Origin of the sequence: Lichenicoccus sp. (assembly GCF_965277665.1) — a bacterium.
Lineage (GTDB): Bacteria > Pseudomonadota > Alphaproteobacteria > Acetobacterales > Acetobacteraceae > Lichenicoccus.
This window is the reverse complement of sequence record NZ_OZ255835.1, coordinates 2,130,315-2,146,461: the sequence shown is the minus strand read 5'-3', so window position 1 is coordinate 2,146,461 and position 16,147 is coordinate 2,130,315. Positions and strand designations below refer to the sequence as shown.

The window sequence follows — 16,147 nt, the reverse complement described above, 5'->3', positions numbered from 1 at the left end:
TACATGCCTTCGTGATGATCGGCGCCATCGCAGGGCCGGCCCGCAGCCGCGGGGCTGACGCCGACGCGGCCCGCCGGCATGATGGTGCTCCGCAACCGGGAGCACAGCCGCATGTCCGAACCGAACGATGGCCCGGCGGCGACCCCCGGGCCGGCTGCCGCCACCGGCATCCGGCGTGCCGCGGCACTCGCCCCGCGGCGTGGCGCGCAACTGCTGCTCGAGCTGCTGGAGAGCGAGGGCGTCGAGTACATCTTCGGCAATCCCGGCACCACCGAACTGCCGCTGATCGATGCCCTGCTGACGACGACACAGATCGCGTATGTGCTGGCCCTGCAGGAAGCCAGCGTGGTCGCGATGGCGGATGGCTATGCGCAGGCCGCGCGCCGGCCGGGCTTCATCAACCTGCACACCGCCGGCGGCCTCGGCCACGGTCTCGGCAACCTGCTCAACGCCTCGATCTCCGGCACGCCGCTGGTGGTGACGGCGGGCCAGCAGGACAGCCGGCACGCGCTGATGGACCCGCTGCTGTTCGGCGATCTCGTCGGCATCGCCGCACCCAGCGTGAAGTGGGCGCGCGAGGTGACCCACGTGGACCAGCTGCCGATCCTGGTGCGGCGCGCCTTCCTCGACTGCAGCGCCGCGCCGTCCGGGCCGGTGTTCCTGTCGCTGCCGATGGACATGATGGAGGCGATGACCGATATCGCCGTGCCGGAGCGCTCGACCATCGACACCGCCGCGGTGGCGGGCTCGCTCGACCGGATGGCCGACCTGCTGGCCTCGGTGGCGCCCGGCCGCCTCGCTCTGATCGCGGGCGACGAGGTCAGCGCGCGTGGCAATGCAGGCGGGGGCGCACCAGGCGGGGGCGCCACCGACGAGATGGTGATGCTAGCGGACGCCCTCGGGGCGCCAGTCTATGGCTCGTCCTGGCCGGCGCACCTGCCGTTCCCGACCGCGCATCCGCTCTGGAGCGGCAACCTGCCGACGCGCGCCGACGAGATCGCCGACGTGCTGTCGAACTACGACGCGCTGTTCGCGCTCGGCGGCAAGTCGGTGATCACCATTCTCTATACCGAGGGCCCCGCGGTGCCGGATACCTGCCGGGTGTTCCAGCTCTCGACCGACGTTCGCGACCTGGGCCGGTCCTATCCCACCGAGCTGTCCCTGCAGGGCGACATCCAGGCGTCGCTGCGCGTGCTGGTGCCGATGCTGCGCGAGCGGGTGGCGCCGCGACGCGACGCGCATGACCGCGCGGCGGCGTCCCACGCGGCCGGCATGCGGGCGCGGCGCGGGCGGCTTGCGGCACAGGCCGACCGCGAGGCGAGCCAGCCGGTGACCACCCCGCTGGTCGCGGCCCGCGAGGTGCTGCGCGCGATCGGGCCGGGGGTCCCGATCGTCGACGAGGCCATCGCCACCTCCGGCTACCTGCGCTCGCTGCTGTACAGCGAGAGCGTGCGGCAATATGCGTTCCTGCGCGGCGGCGCGCTGGGCTGGGGGCTGCCGGCCTCGGTCGGCTACAGCCTGGGCATCGGGCGCGAGCCGGTGGTGTGCCTGGTCGGCGACGGCGCTGCGCTGTACTCGCCGCAGGCGCTGTGGACCGCGGCGCACGAGAAGCTGCCGGTGACCTTCGTGGTGATGAACAACCGCGAGTACAATATCCTCAAGACCTACATGAAGGGGCAGGCGCACTACCTGTCGCGCGCCGCGAACCGGTTCATCGCCATGGACCTGGTCGACCCGCCGATCGACTACCTCGCACTCGCCGCGTCGATGGGTGTTGCGGCGCGTCGCGTCGAGCGGGCCGGCGACATCGCCGCCGCCGTCGAGGCCGGCATCGCATCCGGCGCGGCGAACCTGATCGAGGTGCCGATCTCAGTGTGACAGGCTGTTTCTAAACGCCGGCTGCTGGCGATCCGACGCGGCTTTCCTGCGCTTCGCTGCTCACGGCCATCTAGGCCGCTCCGCTGCGGTGCTCGGAAAGTCACGCCGGGCGCGACCCTGCGGGTCGCTCTCATCCAGCAGCAGGCGTTTTCAAACAGCCTCTAGAGCCTGATCGTCTCAGGCTGAACCAGCCTGAGACGTGAATCAGTCTCTAGATCAATCTGGTAGAGCAAGTTTACCGGCTCGGTTTGAGCCAGTCTTGCTCTAAGGGCCGGAGGGCGGGTTCGTGTCCGGTCCTTTTGCAACCACGGATCGATCGCGGCGCTTGACGTTGGCGATGCGTGATCGTGCCGCGCCGGGCCGTGCGGGGATCGGGCTGAGGGAATACGCAATGTGCGACCTGTTGCTGCTCGATGACGATCCGCTGGTTCGCAGCACGCTCGGCGAGGCCCTGCGCGACGCCGGCCTCGGGGTCACGGAGGCGGCCAGCGAGGCCGAGGCCCTGGCGGTCCTGCGCGACGAGCCGGTGAAGCCGCGCGTGTTGATCACCGATCTGGACCTGCGCACCGGCCGCAACGGCTTCGTGGTCGCCGCCATCGCACAGGCGCTCGTGCCGACGATCGCGGTGATCTACATCACCGGCCGGCCGGATGTGCTCGAAGGCCGTGAGCTGGGCGCCGGCGAGCGGGTGCTGGCCAAGCCGTTCCGTCCGAGCCAGCTGGTCGAACTGCTGCACGACCTCAAGATCCAAGCGCCGCCGGCGATGCCGGGCCGGCACGCCACGCCGCCGCCGGCCGGCTGACCCAGCCATCCGGGCGCTGTCCGCGCGTGACGGCCCGGCGCTTGCGTGCAGGCCCAGACTGATTATCTACCGCCATCATGCAGACACATCAGACGACCAGCCACGACCCGATCGGCTGGCACGGCACGACGATCCTGTGCGTCCGGCGCGGCGCCCAGGTCGCGATGGCCGGTGACGGCCAGGTCACCCTCGGACAGACGGTCATCAAGGGCAACGCCCGCAAGGTCCGCCGCATCGGGCCGGGCGGCGCCATCCTGTCCGGCTTCGCCGGCGCCACCGCCGACGCCTTCACCCTGCTGGAGCGCCTGGAGGCCAAGCTGGAGCGCTATCCGAGCCAGCTCGAGCGGGCCTGCGTCGAGCTCGCCAAGGACTGGCGCACCGACCGCTACCTCAGGCGCCTGGAGGCGATGATGGCGGTCGCCGACGAGACCCGCTCCTTCACCCTGACCGGCAATGGCGACGTGCTGGAGCCGGAGGACGGGGTGATCGCGATCGGCTCCGGCGGCAACTACGCGCTCGCGGCCGCACGGGCGCTGATGGACGTGGACGGACTTTCCGCCGAGGAGGTGGCGCGCCGGGCGATGCGCATCGCCGCCGACATCTGCGTCTATACCAACCATTCGCTGATCGTTGAGACCCTGCAGTCGGCAGAGGCGCGCTGATGGACATCCCGACCTATTCGCCGCGCGAGATCGTCTCCGAGCTCGACCGGTTCATCGTCGGCCAGGCCGACGCCAAGCGGGCGGTGGCGATCGCGCTGCGCAACCGCTGGCGCCGCGCCCAGCTCGCCCTCGACCTGCGCGAGGAGGTGGTGCCGAAGAACATCCTGATGATCGGGCCGACCGGCTGCGGCAAGACCGAGATCGCGCGCCGGCTCGCCAAGCTGGCGCAGGCGCCGTTCCTCAAGGTGGAGGCGACCAAGTTCACCGAGGTGGGCTATGTCGGCCGCGACGTCGAGAGCATCGTGCGCGACCTGGTCGAGGTCAGCATCAGCATGCTGCGCGACATGCGCCGGCGTGACGTGCAGACGCGCGCCGAGCTGGCCGCCGAGGACCGGCTGGTCAACGCGCTCGTCGGCGAGACCGCGAGTGCGGACACCAAGGGCAAGTTCCGCCGCATGCTGCGCGACGGCGAGCTGGAGGCCAAGGAGGTCGAGGTCGCCATCGCGGATCCGCAGGGGGCGCCGATGGGCGGGATGGACATTCCCGGCATGCCCGGCGGCAGCGTGATCAATCTCGGCGAGATGATGAAGGGCATGTTCAACAAGCAGGCGACGCCGCGCCGGATGACGGTCGAGGCCGCGCGCGTGGCGCTGCAGCGCGAGGAGGCCGACCGGCTGCTTGACAGTGACAGCCTGACGCGCGAGGCGGTGGCGCACGCCCAGGACCATGGCATCGTGTTCCTCGACGAGATCGACAAGGTGTGCGCGCGTTCGTCCGAGGGCGGCGGCTTTCGCGGCGGCGACGTGTCGCGCGAGGGGGTGCAGCGCGACCTGCTGCCGCTGATCGAGGGCACCACCGTCTCGACCAAGTATGGCCCCGTGAAGACCGACCACATCCTGTTCATCGCCTCGGGCGCCTTCCACCTGGCCAAGCCCGCCGACCTGCTGCCCGAGCTGCAGGGTCGCCTGCCGATCCGGGTCGAGCTGGCGCCGCTGTCCAGGGACGACCTGCGACGCATCCTGACCGAGCCGGAGCATTCGCTGCTCAAGCAGTACACCGCGCTGATGCGGACCGAGCGGCTGGCGCTGGATTTCAGCGAGGATGCGATCGATGCGCTGGCCGACCTCGCCGCCGACATCAACGAGCGCGTGGAGAATATCGGCGCGCGGCGGCTGGCGACGGTCCTCGAGCGGCTGCTCGAGGAGGTGAGCTTCACCGCCAGCGACCGGCCGGGCGACACGGTGCGGATCGACGCCGCCTATGTCCGCGACAAGGTGGCGCCGCTGGCCCAGAAGGGCGACCTCAGCCGCTTCATCCTGTAGGCTGGCGGCCATGCCGGAAGCCGGGAGCAGCATCGATCCGTTCGTCGTGCCCGAGGAGGCGAGCGCCGCCGAGGCGGTCGCCGCCATCGGCGAGGAGCTCGACGTGTTCGACGACTGGATGCAGCGCTACCAGTACATCATCGAGCTGGGCCGCAAGCTGCCGCCGTTTCCCGAGCGCTGGGCGGACGATGCGCACCGGGTGCCGGGGTGCCAGAGCCGCGTCTGGATGGAGGCGACGCTCGCGGGCGGCCTGCTGCGGCTGGCCGGCGCCTCGGATGCCGCCATCGTCTCCGGCCTGATCGCCATGCTGCTGCGGGTCTATTCCGGCCGCAGCCCGGCCGAGGTGCTGGCCACCGATCCTGTCTTCCTCAAGGATCTGGGACTCCTGGAAGCGCTCTCCACCAACCGCGGCAACGGCATCGCGGCGATGGCCCGCGCCGTGCAGCAAGCCGCGCGGCGGGCTGACGCGGCCTGATCGCCGCCTGGGCTTGTCTCTGACATGGTAAAAAACGCTGCGGTGCAGCATTCCAACGCACGTTTGCGGCTGGTCCCGGCCGGACGGTGGTTCTATGGTCCCGCCGTTTTGCGGTCCGATCGCCAGACCTGGGCCGCCGGACCTGGGGTGTGGGCCTTGCGGGACCGCTTGGCTCATTGGGGCGCGTGATGAAGAACAGGAAACCAGGGTGGGTGTCGGGGCTCCTCGCACTCGGCCCGGCACTGCTGCTCGGCGGTTGCCAGCTCGATGTCCTCGATCCGATGGGCAGCATCGGACAGCAGGAAAAGAGCCTCATCATCCTCGCCACCTGGCTGATGCTGATCGTCGTCGTGCCGGTTATCACGCTGACCCTGGTGTTCGCCTGGCGCTACCGGGCGACCAACACGAATGCCACCTACATGCCGAACTGGGCGCATTCCCGCCCGGTCGAGGCGGTGGTCTGGGCAGTGCCGATCGCGATCATCGCGATCCTGGCGGTCATCACCTGGCAGACCACGCACGCGCTCGACCCGTACCGGCCGCTGACTTCGAATCGCAAGCCGGTGGTGATCGACGTGGTGGCGCTCGACTGGAAGTGGATGTTCATCTACCCGGAGCAGGGCATCGCCACCGTCAACGAGATCGCCTTCCCGGTGGCAACCCCGGTCGAGTTCCACATCACCTCGGATAGCGTGATGAACTCGTTCTTCATTCCGCGCCTCGGCAGCCAGATCTTCGCGATGGCGGGCATGCAGACCAGGCTGCACCTGATCGCCGACCGCCCAGGGAAATATTTCGGCGAATCCGCCAATTTCAGCGGCGCCGGCTTCTCGGACATGCATTTCAACGCCATCGCGACCACGCAGTCGGGCTTCGACGCCTGGATCGACAAGGTCCGCCACTCCGGCCGCAGCCTGACGGACGCCGACTATTCGAGCGTCGCGGCGCCGAGCGAGAAGGTGCCCGCCACCTATTTCGCGCAGGTGCAGCACGGGCTGTTCGACCAGATCATCGCGAAATACAGGGGCAAGGCCATGCACTTCAATTCCGGCATGAAGGCGAAGTAGGGACGATGCTCGGCAAGCTCACCTGGGCGGATATCCCGTTCGACAATCCCATCGAGATGGGCGCGGTCGGGTTCATGGGCATCGTGGTGGCCGCGGTGCTCGGGCTGGTCACCTGGTATCGCCAGTGGCCGTACCTGTGGCGCGAATGGCTGACCTCGGTCGACCACAAGAAGATCGGCGTGATGTACATCCTGCTGGCGCTGGTCATGCTGCTGCGCGGCTTCTCGGACGCGATCATGATGCGCGTCCAGCAGGCGATCGCGCATGACGGGGCGCCCGGCTACCTGCCGCCGCACCATTACGACCAGATCTTCACCGCGCACGGCGTCATCATGATCTTCTTCATGGCGATGCCGTTCATGATCGGGCTGATGAACATCGCCGTCCCGCTGCAGATCGGCGCCCGCGACGTGGCGTTCCCGTTCCTGAACTCGGTCAGCTTCTGGTTGACCGCGGTCAGCGTCGGGCTGGTGAACCTGTCGCTCGCCATCGGCGAGTTCGCGCAGACCGGATGGCTCGCCTATCCGCCGCTCTCGGAGCTGCAGTACAGCCCGGGGGTCGGCGTCGACTACTATATCTGGAGCCTGCAGATATCGGGCATCGGCACTCTGCTCACCGGGATCAATTTCTTCGTCACCATCCTCAAGATGCGCGCGCCCGGCATGAACTACATGAAGATGCCGGTGTTCGTCTGGACCGCTTTGTGCACCAACGTGCTGATCATGGCAGCCTTCCCGATCCTGACGGTGACGCTCGGCTTGCTCACGCTGGACCGCTATCTCGGCATGCACTTCTTTACCAACGATGCCGGCGGCAACCAGATGATGTACGTGAACCTGATCTGGGCCTGGGGGCATCCGGAGGTTTACATCCTGATCCTGCCGGCCTTCGGCATCTTCTCCGAGGTGGTGGCGACCTTCTCCCGCAAGCACCTGTTCGGCTATACCGCGATGGTCTATGCGACCGTCTCGATCACCGTGCTGTCGTTCGTGGTCTGGCTGCACCATTTCTTCACGATGGGCTCGGGTGCGAACGTGAATGCCTTCTTCGGCATCACGACGATGATCATCGCCATCCCGACCGGCGTGAAGGTGTTCAACTGGCTGTTCACGATGTTCCGCGGGCGGGTCGAGATGCACCCGGCGATGCTGTGGACCATCGGCTTCATGGTGACCTTCACCATCGGCGGCATGACCGGCGTGCTGCTGGCGGTGCCGGGTGCCGACTACGTGCTGCATAACAGCCTGTTCCTGATCGCGCACTTCCATAACGTCATCATCGGCGGCGTGCTGTTCGGCTACCTCGCCGGCTTCAACTACTGGTTCCCGAAGGCCTTCGGCTTCAAGCTGCACGAGGGCCTCGGCCGCGCCGCGTTCTGGTTCTGGCTGGTCGGCTTCTATGTCGCCTTCATGCCGCTCTACGTGCTCGGCTTCATGGGCATGACCCGGCGCATGAACCACTACGACAACCCGGCCTGGACGCCGTGGCTGCAGGTGGCGGCCTTTGGTGCCGGCCTGGTCATGATCGGCATCATCCTGCAGGTGACCCAGCTCGTGGTCAGCATTCGCCAGCGGGAGGCCAACCGCGACCTGACCGGCGATCCGTGGAACGGCCGCACCCTGGAATGGTCGGTGTCGTCGCCGCCGCCGTTCTATAATTTCGCGGTGACGCCGCAGGTGCAGGCACTCGACGAGTTCTGCGACGCCAAGGAGCGCGGCCGGATCGCCCAGCATGAAGGCGCATACGAGGACATCCACATGCCGCGCAACACCCCCGCCGGCCTGTTCATCGCGGTGTTCGCGGCGATCATGGCCTTCGCGCTGATCTGGCACATCTGGTGGATGGCGGCGGCGGGCTTCCTCGCCATGCTGGCGACCTTCATCTGGCGCACCTGCGACGACGATATCGACTATTACGTGAAGGCGTCCGAGGTGGCGCGCATCGAGGGCGAGCACGCGCGCCAGGTCGCACTGAGCGTGCGTGGCTGACGGCGATGGCGCACGAATCCCTAGCAGCCCATCCCGAGCACGGCGAGCATCACGGTCCGGGGCCGAACACGGTGTTCGGTTTCTGGCTCTACCTGATGACCGACTGCATCCTGTTCGCGACCCTGTTCGCCGCCTTCGCGGTGGCCCGACGGCAATATGCGGACGGCCCCACCGGGCACGACATCTTCGACCTGAAATATGTCGCCGTGGAGACGTTCCTGCTGCTGGTCAGCAGCTGCACCTACGGCCTGGCCATGCTCGATGCCTACCGCAACCGCACCTCCGGCCTGGTGCTGTGGATGGGCATCACCTTCCTGCTGGGCCTGGGCTTCATCGGCATGGAGGTGAACGAGTTCAGCCACCTCGTCGCCGACGGCAACGGGCCCGACCGCAGCGCCTTCCTGTCGGCGTTCTTCACCCTGGTCGGCACGCACGGGCTGCACGTCACCTGCGGCCTGATCTGGATGGTGGTGCTGATGGCGCAGATCCTGATCAAGAAGCGCGGCATCTCGGGCCCGTACATGAACCGGCTGATGTGCCTCAGCCTGTTCTGGCACTTCCTCGACATCGTCTGGATCTGCGTCTTTAGCTTCGTCTATCTGATGGGTGTGCAGTAATGGCCGACTTGAACCGCGCCTATACCGGCGAGAGCCACGGCAGCGTCGGCTCGTACGGCATCGGCTTCGTGCTCTCCATCGTGCTCACCGCGGCGGCCTTCGGGCTGGTCATGGTGCCGGTGCTGCCGCATGTCGCGACGTTGTTCGCGATCGCGGGCCTGGCTGCGGTGCAGGTGTTCGTGCACCTGGTCTGCTTCCTGCACATGAACACCTCGTCCGAGCAGCGCTGGAACGTCACCGCGTTCGCCTTCGCGGTGCTGACGGTGGCGATCCTGATCGCGGGTTCGCTCTGGATCATGCACAATATCAGCGAGCACATGGTGCCGGGTGCGGCCAGCTCGCAGATGCGGATGGAGATGTAGTCTTCGCATGATCGACGTGTCGTCATGATCGATCCGGGGCAGGCCCTGGCCGCGATCGGGCTGCTGCCCGATGCCGAGATCGATCCGGCGCCCGCCGCCCTGCAGCTGGCACGCCTGGATGCGCCGGAAAGCGAATGGCTGGAGGCCTCAGCGCATCTCTCCGACCTGGCGCGGGAGGCCGCCGCGATCGGCAGCCTGATGTCGGGCCGGTCCGCGGAGGGCAGGATCGGGGCGCTGGCCGGGCTGATCCACGCCCGGCACGGCTATCGCGGCGACAGCGAGACCTACGACGACCTCGACAATGCCAACCTCATCCGGGTGATCGGCCGCCGCAAGGGGCTGCCGGTGGCGCTCGGGGTGCTCTGGCTGCACTGCATGCGCGCCGCCGGCTGGGACGGGTTCGGGGTCGATTTCCCCTACCATTTCCTGGTCGCGATGGTTGTGCGTGACGGCGGCGCGGCCGGCGATGGTCCCGACGAGGCGGACGAGGCCGAGGCGGTCGTGCTGGTGGATGCCTTCGCCGAGGGCGTCACCCTGGCTGCCGGCGACCTGCAGCTCCTGCTGGGCCGGCTCGGCGCGTCGCCGGTCACTTTGCATCCCGACATGATCCGGCGCATGACCAGCCGCGAAGTGCTGCTGCGCCTGCAGCGCAACCTGGTGCAGCGCCGGTTGATGGCCGGCGAGCCCGAGGCGGCGCTGGCGTCGCTCGGCGGCATGCTGCAGATCGCGCCGGATGTGGCGGCGAACTGGCTGAACGCCGCCGACCTGAGCCGTCAGGTCGGCCGCCTGCAGGCCGCCATCGACTGCCTGGAGCGCTTTCTCGCCCTGGTCCCGAGGGGCCAGGTGGCGGACAAGGCGCGCGCCGATCTCAACGAGCTGCGTGGACGCACAGGGTGAACTAAACCACGGCAGCCTGTCGTGGTTAGAAATGCGGTCTCGCGCGCCTGGTGAAATCGGCGCTGCCGTCCTTATAGCTCTGCGACGGTGCAGTGGAGCCAGTCCGATGAACGCCAATTCGACGCTTGTTGCCGATCCCGTAGCGCTTGCCTCTCAAGCCGGGGGCGGTGCGGTGGTGCGGGCCAGCCTGAACTTCATCGGTTCGAGCGACGGCAAGCCGCACACCTACAACCATGAGCCGCCGCCGGGCGTGCCGTCGCAGAATTTCACCAACCAGGCACACGAGGTGGCGATCCGCGACCTGCGCGGCCATGATGTCTCGCTCGACCGCGAGGGCTTCGCGGTGCTGCGGCACCGCAGCGCCGAACGCGAGTTTCTGCAGGAGAGCGCGATCACCGGCGCGTATTACGCCGAGGTCGATCGCCTGCTCCGGGAGGCGACCGGCGCGCAGCGGGTGTTCATCTTCGACCATACGATCCGCCGCCGCATCCCCGGGCAGCAGGATCGGGCCGGGCAGCGCCAGCCGGTCGCCCGCGTGCATGTGGACCAGACCGCAGCTTCCGGCGCCGAGCGCGTGCGCCGGCATCTCGGGGCGGATGCCGAGGCGCTGCTGCGCGGCCGGGTGCAGGTGATCAATGTGTGGCGGCCGATACGAGGCCCGGTGCTGGACAGTCCGCTGGCGGTCTGCGACGCGTCCAGCCTCGGGCCGGACGACCTGGTGCCGACGGACCTGATCTATCCGCAGCATCGCGGCGAGGTCTATTCGGTGCGTTACAGCGCAGGGCAGCGCTGGCACACGCTGTCGCGGATGATGCCGGACGAGGTGCTGCTGCTGAAATGCTACGACAGCCTCGATGACGGCCGCGCCCGTTTTGCGCCGCACACCGCCTTCATCGATCCGACCACGCCGGCGGATGCGCCACCGCGCCAGAGCATCGAAGTGCGGGCGCTGGTGTTCGGGGCAACTGCCGCGGCGATTTGATCGAGCCTGCAAAGACGGCGCATGCGACCGTGACCGGCCGAGGTTGGCAGACGCGACCGTAACAGGATACACCCAGGCTGCTCGACGGGGCGTCCAGTCCGGGCGCCCGTCCGAAGAAAAGCTCCTGTGCATGCAATCCGGTGCGTCGAACGCAATCGAGCCGCTGGCCGTGACTGGCCGGCTCGGGAAACTGCCGCCGTCGGACTTGCGATTCTACCAGGGCGCCATCTCCGGCAGGGCTGCCTGGCAGACAGCTACGGCGTTTAGCCTTTATCTCGCTTTGCTTGCCGTAATGTATGCCAGTCTGACGCTCAGTGTCTGGCTGACGCTGCTGCTGGCGATACCGGCGAGCGGCTTGATCGTGCGCATTTTTATGCTGCAGCATGATTGCGGCCACGGCTCGCTGTTCAGGTCCAGGCGCATGAACAGCATCGTCGGCGCCGCGTGCAGCCTCGTCACCTTGACGCCGTTCGCCTACTGGCGCCGGCTGCATGCGCGCCATCACGCAAGCTGGAACAATCTGGACGGGCGTGGCGTTCCGGCGGATTTCTTTTCCGATTGCCTGACCCTCGCCGAGTATCGCGGACTCGGCCCGATGGCAAGGCGGGTCTATCGCGTCACCCATCACCCAGCGCTGGTGCATCTCCTGCTGCCGCCGGTGGTTTTCATTCTGCTCTACCGGCTGCCGTTCGACACGCCCGCCATCTGCCGACGCGAGCGCCTCAGCGTGGCACTGCTCGACCTTTCTCTGGTGTGCGTGTTCGCCGGCCTGGTGGCCCGGATGGGCTGGGCCGACGTGGCTCTGGTGCATCTGCCCGCACTGGCGCTCGCCGCCATCGTGGGCATCTGGCTGTTCTCGGTGCAGCACCGCTTCGAGGACAGCCAGTGGGCGCGAACCCGGGACTGGAAGTTCGAGCATGCCTCGCTGCACGGTGCGTCCTACCTGAAGCTGCCGCGTGTGCTGCAGTGGTTCAGCGGCAATATCGGCTTGCACCACGTGCATCATCTGCGTCCCGGAGTACCGAACTATCGGCTGCAGGCCTGCCACGACGCATGCGGGCAGGTCACCGATCATGCGACAATCCTGACCCTTGGCGACGCCCTCCGGGCTCCCAGCTACGCGCTGTGGGACGAGGTCCGGTGCCGGATGATACCGATTGCCAGTGCCCTGCCTGTGGAATCCGACTGAGGATCCCGGATTTCAGGGCTTCACGGCGCGCGTCGCAAACAGGGTCGGCATGAAGCGCGACACACCAGTCGCCGGTAGGCCATGGTCCTTGTCCTCGAACATGTCCGTCAGCACGAACCCGGCCTTGAGCTGGCCGCCGATCTGAGTTTCCAGCGAGTGGCTGAACTCGACGGTATGGTTCTGTCGCACGCGGCGCTCGAGCTCCTCGGACGGCAGGTCGTCGATTTCCCGGTAGGGGAGCGCATGGCGCACGACGAGTTCGCCACGCTCCTCCGCCTCGGCATCGAAGATATAGACGTCCGGGTTCATGAAGCCTGACAGGAGCGCGCCGCCGCGGCGGAGCACCCGGTGGCATTCGCGCCAGACCGGTTCGATGTCCGGGGCATAGCAGTTCGATGCCGGGTGGAAGATCATGTCGAAGCTCACATCCGCGAAGCAGGCGAGGTCGTGCATGAACCCCTGTGTGGTCGTCAAGGCGAGGTTGTCTCGCAAGGCGACCATCTCGTCCTGTGCCAGTTGTCGCGCGGAGGCATCGAACACCGAGACCCGCGCCCCGGCCGCCGCCAGGATCGGCCCCTGCTGTCCGCCGCCGGAGGCGAGGCAGAGCACGTCGCGATCCGCCACGTCGCCGAACCACGCCCGTGGGACCGGCCGGTTCGGCGTGAGCACGATCGCCCAGTCGCCTTGCCGGGCGCATGCGATTGCATCCGGCGACACCGGCCGGGTCCAGACATCCTGTTCCTCGACCCGCCGGTCCCAGCCCTGCCGGTTGAGCGTCAGCACCCGGTCCACAGGTCGCACGGTGTCATCCGGAGGGCCCAAGGATCAGCCGCCGACTTCGTGGTAGGCGCGGTCGAAATAGATCAGGCCGCCGGCGCGCTCGCCCAGGGTCACGGTCTGCACTTCGCAGAACAGCACGCTGTGGGTGCCGATCTGCATGCTCTGGGTGATGCGGCAGTCGAACGAGGCGGTGGCGCCCCTCAGCACCGGCGCTCCCGTCTCCAGCGTCTCCCACTCGCCGGACGAGAACTTCACCTCCATCTCGTCGCGGCCGGCGAATACCGTGGAGATCGCCTGGTGGTCCGGCGTCAGCACGTTGACGCACAGCGCGCCGCCGATGACGAAATGGTCGTGCGAGCGCGAGCTGCGGTTGATGCACACCAGCAGCGTCGGCGGCGTGTCGGTCACCGAGCACACCGCGGAGGCGGTCAGCCCATGCTGCCCCTCCTCGCTGGTGGTGGTGATGATGTTCACCGCCGCCCCCAACCGCGCCATGCCGTCCCGGTAGAGTGTCTGGTTGACCGCCATGCGCATGATTGTCCTGAGGCTGGTGTGGATTACGGGAGGGACGACACGACATAGCGGGTAGCGCCGGTTCCGGCGACTGTCGAGCCCTGACGGCGGCCTCTCAGGCTCAAGCCTGACGGGCCTGCCGGCAGGGCGAGACGGTCATGTCCATGGCGCCCGCATGCAGTGCCCAGGGATCGGGAGCATGCTGCACACCGCTAAAGTTCTCATCGGGCAGGCGGCCGCGCTGCCGCTTCTCTTCTCCGAACAGCCGGACCGCGGTTCCGACGAGCAATGTCACTGCCAGCACGCCGGCAAACAGCCGGGCGCAGGTCGGCAGGACGAGTTGCTTGATCGGCGCAGCTACCAGCGGCTTCGATGGCCACGGTGCAAGGCCCGCCATTCTTACCAGCTTCCGGATAATCCTTCTGCTGATCGGTGACCATACGACGATGGTGAAGGCCGACGCCGCCAGGGTTGCTAACACCGAAGCCACCAGCCATTGCAAGGCAGCGAGCCACCAGCGCCATCGGTGACGCGGACCGCCTGCCTTGAAGAAGGCCGTGCCGGATGATGCGGTCAAGGCTGCTGGGCTGTCGTGCAGCAGCCAGCGTGCCACGCCATCGGCCAGGGTCGAATTTCCAAGGGGGCTCCGGTCCTGGGCCATGTAGCGAATGTGGCTGCGCAGCAGCAGCCGGCTGGAGGTATAGCCGGATATTGTGCGGCGGCGGACAGGAGGCAGGATCGCTAGTGGGCCAACTTTCCATGATCCCGGAGACGGGGTCGAGGGGATCGAACACATCCAGCCACCGGGTTCCCTCACGGAAGGCGGGCTCACGGCAGACAAGGACCTGGCCTGGCCAGATCGAAGCGAACTTCTCCAGGGGCAGCCGTAGGTCAGCAAGCCCCTGAAGTTTTCGAAGATCCTGCGGCGGTAGGCGATTTCATTGTCCTGCGCCCATACCGGACAAGCCGGCACGCGCGTTTTTGCGGCGGCCAGGATGGCGCGTTGATCTGCCGCGCCCGCCATACCTCTGCTGGGCAGGCGCTGCCAGCGCCTCTCGTCGAGGTAGCCGGGCCATGAGGAGGCGTTCTCCATCAGACCGTTGAACGCGATGACGGAACCCTGGCTGTGCGCGAGAATATACCAGAGATCGTAGTTGCACAGGGCGACATCCGCGATGGTCCTGATCATGCGCCGCCGGATCGAGGTGCGTGGCGGGTCATCGATGGTGTCGAGGAAAGTCCGCACCTTCGTCGCGCAATCCCGTACTAAGATGAAGCTGGCTGTAGAGCCTGATGCCGGACAGCTAGTCGACAAGGACCTTGAGGCTGTCGGGCAGCTCGATCAGCAGCAGCCGCTTCTGGGCGCGACCCTCGCTGCGGCGCAGGCCCTCGATGATGCCGCGCGTCTGGCTGTCGAGATGCTCCAAGCGCCCCTGGTCCCCGATGCCGTGTATCAGGATGACGCCGACTTCCTCCACGTGTGCCATTCGCGTCGGCTCCGATCTGAAACCGTAATGTCAGGGAGCGTGCGGTGCGGTTTTTGCTTTGGCCATCGCTCCGGTCTTGATCGCGTCGATGTCCGCCGTATAGAGAGACGTTAAGAACTTACCGCAAAATTCGTGCGTGAGGACTTCGTTCTCTTTTACGATGCCATCCCTATTCAGACTGGGATCGTATTGGGTTACGCAGGCGACCAGCAGCGGTGCGATGGCATTGGCGTGATTGAGGAAGTTCTCATGGATCTGCATCAGCGCCGCCGAGGCCCCGCTCAGCGTTGTCTTTGGCGAGTCGTCCGTTGCCGATGGCTTGTCGGCCGGCGGGAGCTTCTTCGCGGCCGGGGGGGCCGGTTTGGCGACAGCCTTGGCGAGCGATATGCCAGGCTGCGGTAGCCCGGGTGTGAATGAAACCGGAACGATTCCGGGCGTCGCGCTGACATCGGCGCCGGCGCCTGCTGCCTTGGGTTTTGCGTTGGGGTCGGGCTTTGGTGCTGGCGGGGCAGCGGGCGTGGCCTGGGTCAGGTTCTCGCCCTGCAACGTGATCGGCTTCGCGCCCTGGGACGGATCATTCACGGCGTCGGCGGTGATCACCGTTGCCAGCAGGTTGGCGTACTGGCTCACGATTAAGGCGTAGGTCAGCTTGCCGATGGCGTGGTTCGCCTCCGCCTCGCAGGCGCGGAACAGGAGGTCGCGCATCGCCAGCAGGCCGGGCACGCGGCCGGCCAGTTGCGCCAGGCTTTCCGCACCCGAAGCGCTGATGTTCAGCTTGCCGTTGGCGCCGTTGCTGATCCCCCCGGAGCCGGCGACGGACGTTGCGTAGGAGAACGCCTTGGCGACATCCGGCGGCGGTTCCGAGCAGATGATAGGCCCCTCGGAGTTCTGCCGTTCCAGGATCGTCCGGACATCGGCGGTGGTCATCACCCCCGGCGTGCTGCCGATGGTGACAGGCGTGACTTCCTTGTAGGCCTGGTTGCAGGCAGAGAGAACGACGGCCATCACTGAAAGCAGAAGCGTCTTGTTCATTGTTATGTCCGCTTGGCTGAACGTTCATCTGAACGGAGTCGAAATGTGAGTGCGAGCCTCTTGAACTTGTTAACGGTTGATGATCGCATGCTCC

The 16,147-nt window shown here is 67.1% G+C and carries 17 protein-coding genes; 12 read left to right on the top strand and 5 right to left on the bottom strand.

The annotated features are described in order from the left end of the window. Positions 1–111: 111 nt before the first annotated feature. From ACQY4O_RS09800 to ACQY4O_RS09745, 12 genes are all read left to right on the top strand, one after another. On the top strand, positions 112–1,878 hold the full coding sequence (locus ACQY4O_RS09800) for a thiamine pyrophosphate-binding protein (RefSeq protein ID WP_428376153.1): 1,767 nt from the start codon (positions 112–114) through the stop codon (positions 1,876–1,878). Positions 1,879–2,215: 337 nt separating this feature from the next. Next, a complete protein-coding gene (locus tag ACQY4O_RS09795; RefSeq protein WP_428376151.1) occupies positions 2,216–2,680 on the top strand; it encodes a response regulator in 465 nt (154 codons plus the stop codon). A 77-nt stretch (positions 2,681–2,757) separates the two neighbouring features. Next, complete coding sequence (gene hslV, locus ACQY4O_RS09790; RefSeq protein ID WP_428376149.1) at positions 2,758–3,342, top strand: ATP-dependent protease subunit HslV; 585 nt, start codon at positions 2,758–2,760, stop codon at positions 3,340–3,342. Further along, positions 3,342–4,664: an ATP-dependent protease ATPase subunit HslU gene (gene hslU, locus ACQY4O_RS09785; protein ID WP_428376147.1), complete on the top strand. Its 1,323-nt coding sequence runs from the start codon at positions 3,342–3,344 to the stop codon at positions 4,662–4,664. Before hslV ends, hslU begins: the two co-directional genes overlap by 1 nt. Positions 4,665–4,674: 10 nt before the next feature. Continuing rightward, positions 4,675–5,139, top strand: coding sequence for a SufE family protein (locus ACQY4O_RS09780; RefSeq protein ID WP_428376145.1), 465 nt, complete (start codon positions 4,675–4,677; stop codon positions 5,137–5,139). A gap of 188 nt (positions 5,140–5,327) precedes the next feature. Continuing rightward, a complete protein-coding gene (cyoA, locus tag ACQY4O_RS09775) occupies positions 5,328–6,206 on the top strand; it encodes a ubiquinol oxidase subunit II (RefSeq protein WP_428376143.1) in 879 nt (292 codons plus the stop codon). Between the two features lie 5 nt (positions 6,207–6,211). Continuing rightward, on the top strand, positions 6,212–8,194 hold the full coding sequence (gene cyoB, locus ACQY4O_RS09770) for a cytochrome o ubiquinol oxidase subunit I (protein ID WP_428376141.1): 1,983 nt from the start codon (positions 6,212–6,214) through the stop codon (positions 8,192–8,194). Positions 8,195–8,199: 5 nt separating this feature from the next. Beyond that, on the top strand, positions 8,200–8,811 hold the full coding sequence (cyoC, locus tag ACQY4O_RS09765) for a cytochrome o ubiquinol oxidase subunit III (protein WP_428376139.1): 612 nt from the start codon (positions 8,200–8,202) through the stop codon (positions 8,809–8,811). After that, complete coding sequence (gene cyoD / locus ACQY4O_RS09760) at positions 8,811–9,173, top strand: cytochrome o ubiquinol oxidase subunit IV (RefSeq protein WP_428376138.1); 363 nt, start codon at positions 8,811–8,813, stop codon at positions 9,171–9,173. The genes cyoC and cyoD overlap by 1 nt, the downstream gene beginning before the upstream one ends. 24 nt (positions 9,174–9,197) lie before the next feature. Then, positions 9,198–10,070 carry a SirB1 family protein gene (locus ACQY4O_RS09755; protein ID WP_428376137.1) on the top strand — a complete coding sequence of 291 codons (873 nt, stop codon included), beginning with the start codon at positions 9,198–9,200 and terminating at the stop codon, positions 10,068–10,070. A gap of 106 nt (positions 10,071–10,176) precedes the next feature. Then, positions 10,177–11,052, top strand: a complete 876-nt coding sequence (locus tag ACQY4O_RS09750) for a CmcJ/NvfI family oxidoreductase (protein WP_428376136.1) — start codon at positions 10,177–10,179, stop codon at positions 11,050–11,052. Between the two features lie 292 nt (positions 11,053–11,344). Next, complete coding sequence (locus ACQY4O_RS09745) at positions 11,345–12,241, top strand: fatty acid desaturase family protein (RefSeq protein ID WP_428376135.1); 897 nt, start codon at positions 11,345–11,347, stop codon at positions 12,239–12,241. Between the two features lie 12 nt (positions 12,242–12,253). Here ACQY4O_RS09745 and ACQY4O_RS09740 read toward each other — a convergent pair whose 3' ends face one another. From ACQY4O_RS09740 to ACQY4O_RS09720, 5 genes are all read right to left on the bottom strand, one after another. Continuing rightward, complete coding sequence (locus ACQY4O_RS09740) at positions 12,254–13,042, bottom strand: class I SAM-dependent methyltransferase (protein ID WP_428376133.1); 789 nt, start codon at positions 13,040–13,042, stop codon at positions 12,254–12,256. Between the two features lie 24 nt (positions 13,043–13,066). Beyond that, on the bottom strand, positions 13,067–13,549 hold the full coding sequence (locus ACQY4O_RS09735) for a flavin reductase (protein ID WP_428376131.1): 483 nt from the start codon (positions 13,547–13,549) through the stop codon (positions 13,067–13,069). Positions 13,550–13,655: 106 nt separating this feature from the next. Next, positions 13,656–14,723, bottom strand: coding sequence for a hypothetical protein (locus ACQY4O_RS09730; protein WP_428376129.1), 1,068 nt, complete (start codon positions 14,721–14,723; stop codon positions 13,656–13,658). Positions 14,724–14,838: 115 nt separating this feature from the next. Then, positions 14,839–15,021: a hypothetical protein gene (locus ACQY4O_RS09725; protein ID WP_428376127.1), complete on the bottom strand. Its 183-nt coding sequence runs from the start codon at positions 15,019–15,021 to the stop codon at positions 14,839–14,841. 30 nt (positions 15,022–15,051) lie between these two features. Then, on the bottom strand, positions 15,052–16,053 hold the full coding sequence (locus ACQY4O_RS09720; protein ID WP_428376126.1) for a hypothetical protein: 1,002 nt from the start codon (positions 16,051–16,053) through the stop codon (positions 15,052–15,054). Between the last annotated feature and the right edge of the window lie 94 nt (positions 16,054–16,147).

Excerpts from the sequence above, each read along its gene's own strand:
- ACQY4O_RS09800 (WP_428376153.1), top strand. The coding sequence starts at position 112 with ATGTCCGAACCGAACGATGGCCCGGCGGCGACCCCCGGGCCGGCTGCC.
- ACQY4O_RS09795 (WP_428376151.1), top strand. The coding sequence starts at position 2,216 with ATGCGTGATCGTGCCGCGCCGGGCCGTGCGGGGATCGGGCTGAGGGAA.
- hslV (WP_428376149.1), top strand. The coding sequence starts at position 2,758 with ATGCAGACACATCAGACGACCAGCCACGACCCGATCGGCTGGCACGGC.
- hslU (WP_428376147.1), top strand. The coding sequence starts at position 3,342 with ATGGACATCCCGACCTATTCGCCGCGCGAGATCGTCTCCGAGCTCGAC.
- ACQY4O_RS09780 (WP_428376145.1), top strand. The coding sequence starts at position 4,675 with ATGCCGGAAGCCGGGAGCAGCATCGATCCGTTCGTCGTGCCCGAGGAG.
- cyoA (WP_428376143.1), top strand. The coding sequence starts at position 5,328 with ATGAAGAACAGGAAACCAGGGTGGGTGTCGGGGCTCCTCGCACTCGGC.
- cyoB (WP_428376141.1), top strand. The coding sequence starts at position 6,212 with ATGCTCGGCAAGCTCACCTGGGCGGATATCCCGTTCGACAATCCCATC.
- cyoC (WP_428376139.1), top strand. The coding sequence starts at position 8,200 with ATGGCGCACGAATCCCTAGCAGCCCATCCCGAGCACGGCGAGCATCAC.
- cyoD (WP_428376138.1), top strand. The coding sequence starts at position 8,811 with ATGGCCGACTTGAACCGCGCCTATACCGGCGAGAGCCACGGCAGCGTC.
- ACQY4O_RS09755 (WP_428376137.1), top strand. The coding sequence starts at position 9,198 with ATGATCGATCCGGGGCAGGCCCTGGCCGCGATCGGGCTGCTGCCCGAT.
- ACQY4O_RS09750 (WP_428376136.1), top strand. The coding sequence starts at position 10,177 with ATGAACGCCAATTCGACGCTTGTTGCCGATCCCGTAGCGCTTGCCTCT.
- ACQY4O_RS09745 (WP_428376135.1), top strand. The coding sequence starts at position 11,345 with ATGTATGCCAGTCTGACGCTCAGTGTCTGGCTGACGCTGCTGCTGGCG.
- ACQY4O_RS09735 (WP_428376131.1), bottom strand. The coding sequence starts at position 13,549 with ATGGCGGTCAACCAGACACTCTACCGGGACGGCATGGCGCGGTTGGGG.
- ACQY4O_RS09730 (WP_428376129.1), bottom strand. The coding sequence starts at position 14,723 with ATGATCAGGACCATCGCGGATGTCGCCCTGTGCAACTACGATCTCTGG.
- ACQY4O_RS09725 (WP_428376127.1), bottom strand. The coding sequence starts at position 15,021 with ATGGCACACGTGGAGGAAGTCGGCGTCATCCTGATACACGGCATCGGG.
- ACQY4O_RS09720 (WP_428376126.1), bottom strand. The coding sequence starts at position 16,053 with ATGAACAAGACGCTTCTGCTTTCAGTGATGGCCGTCGTTCTCTCTGCC.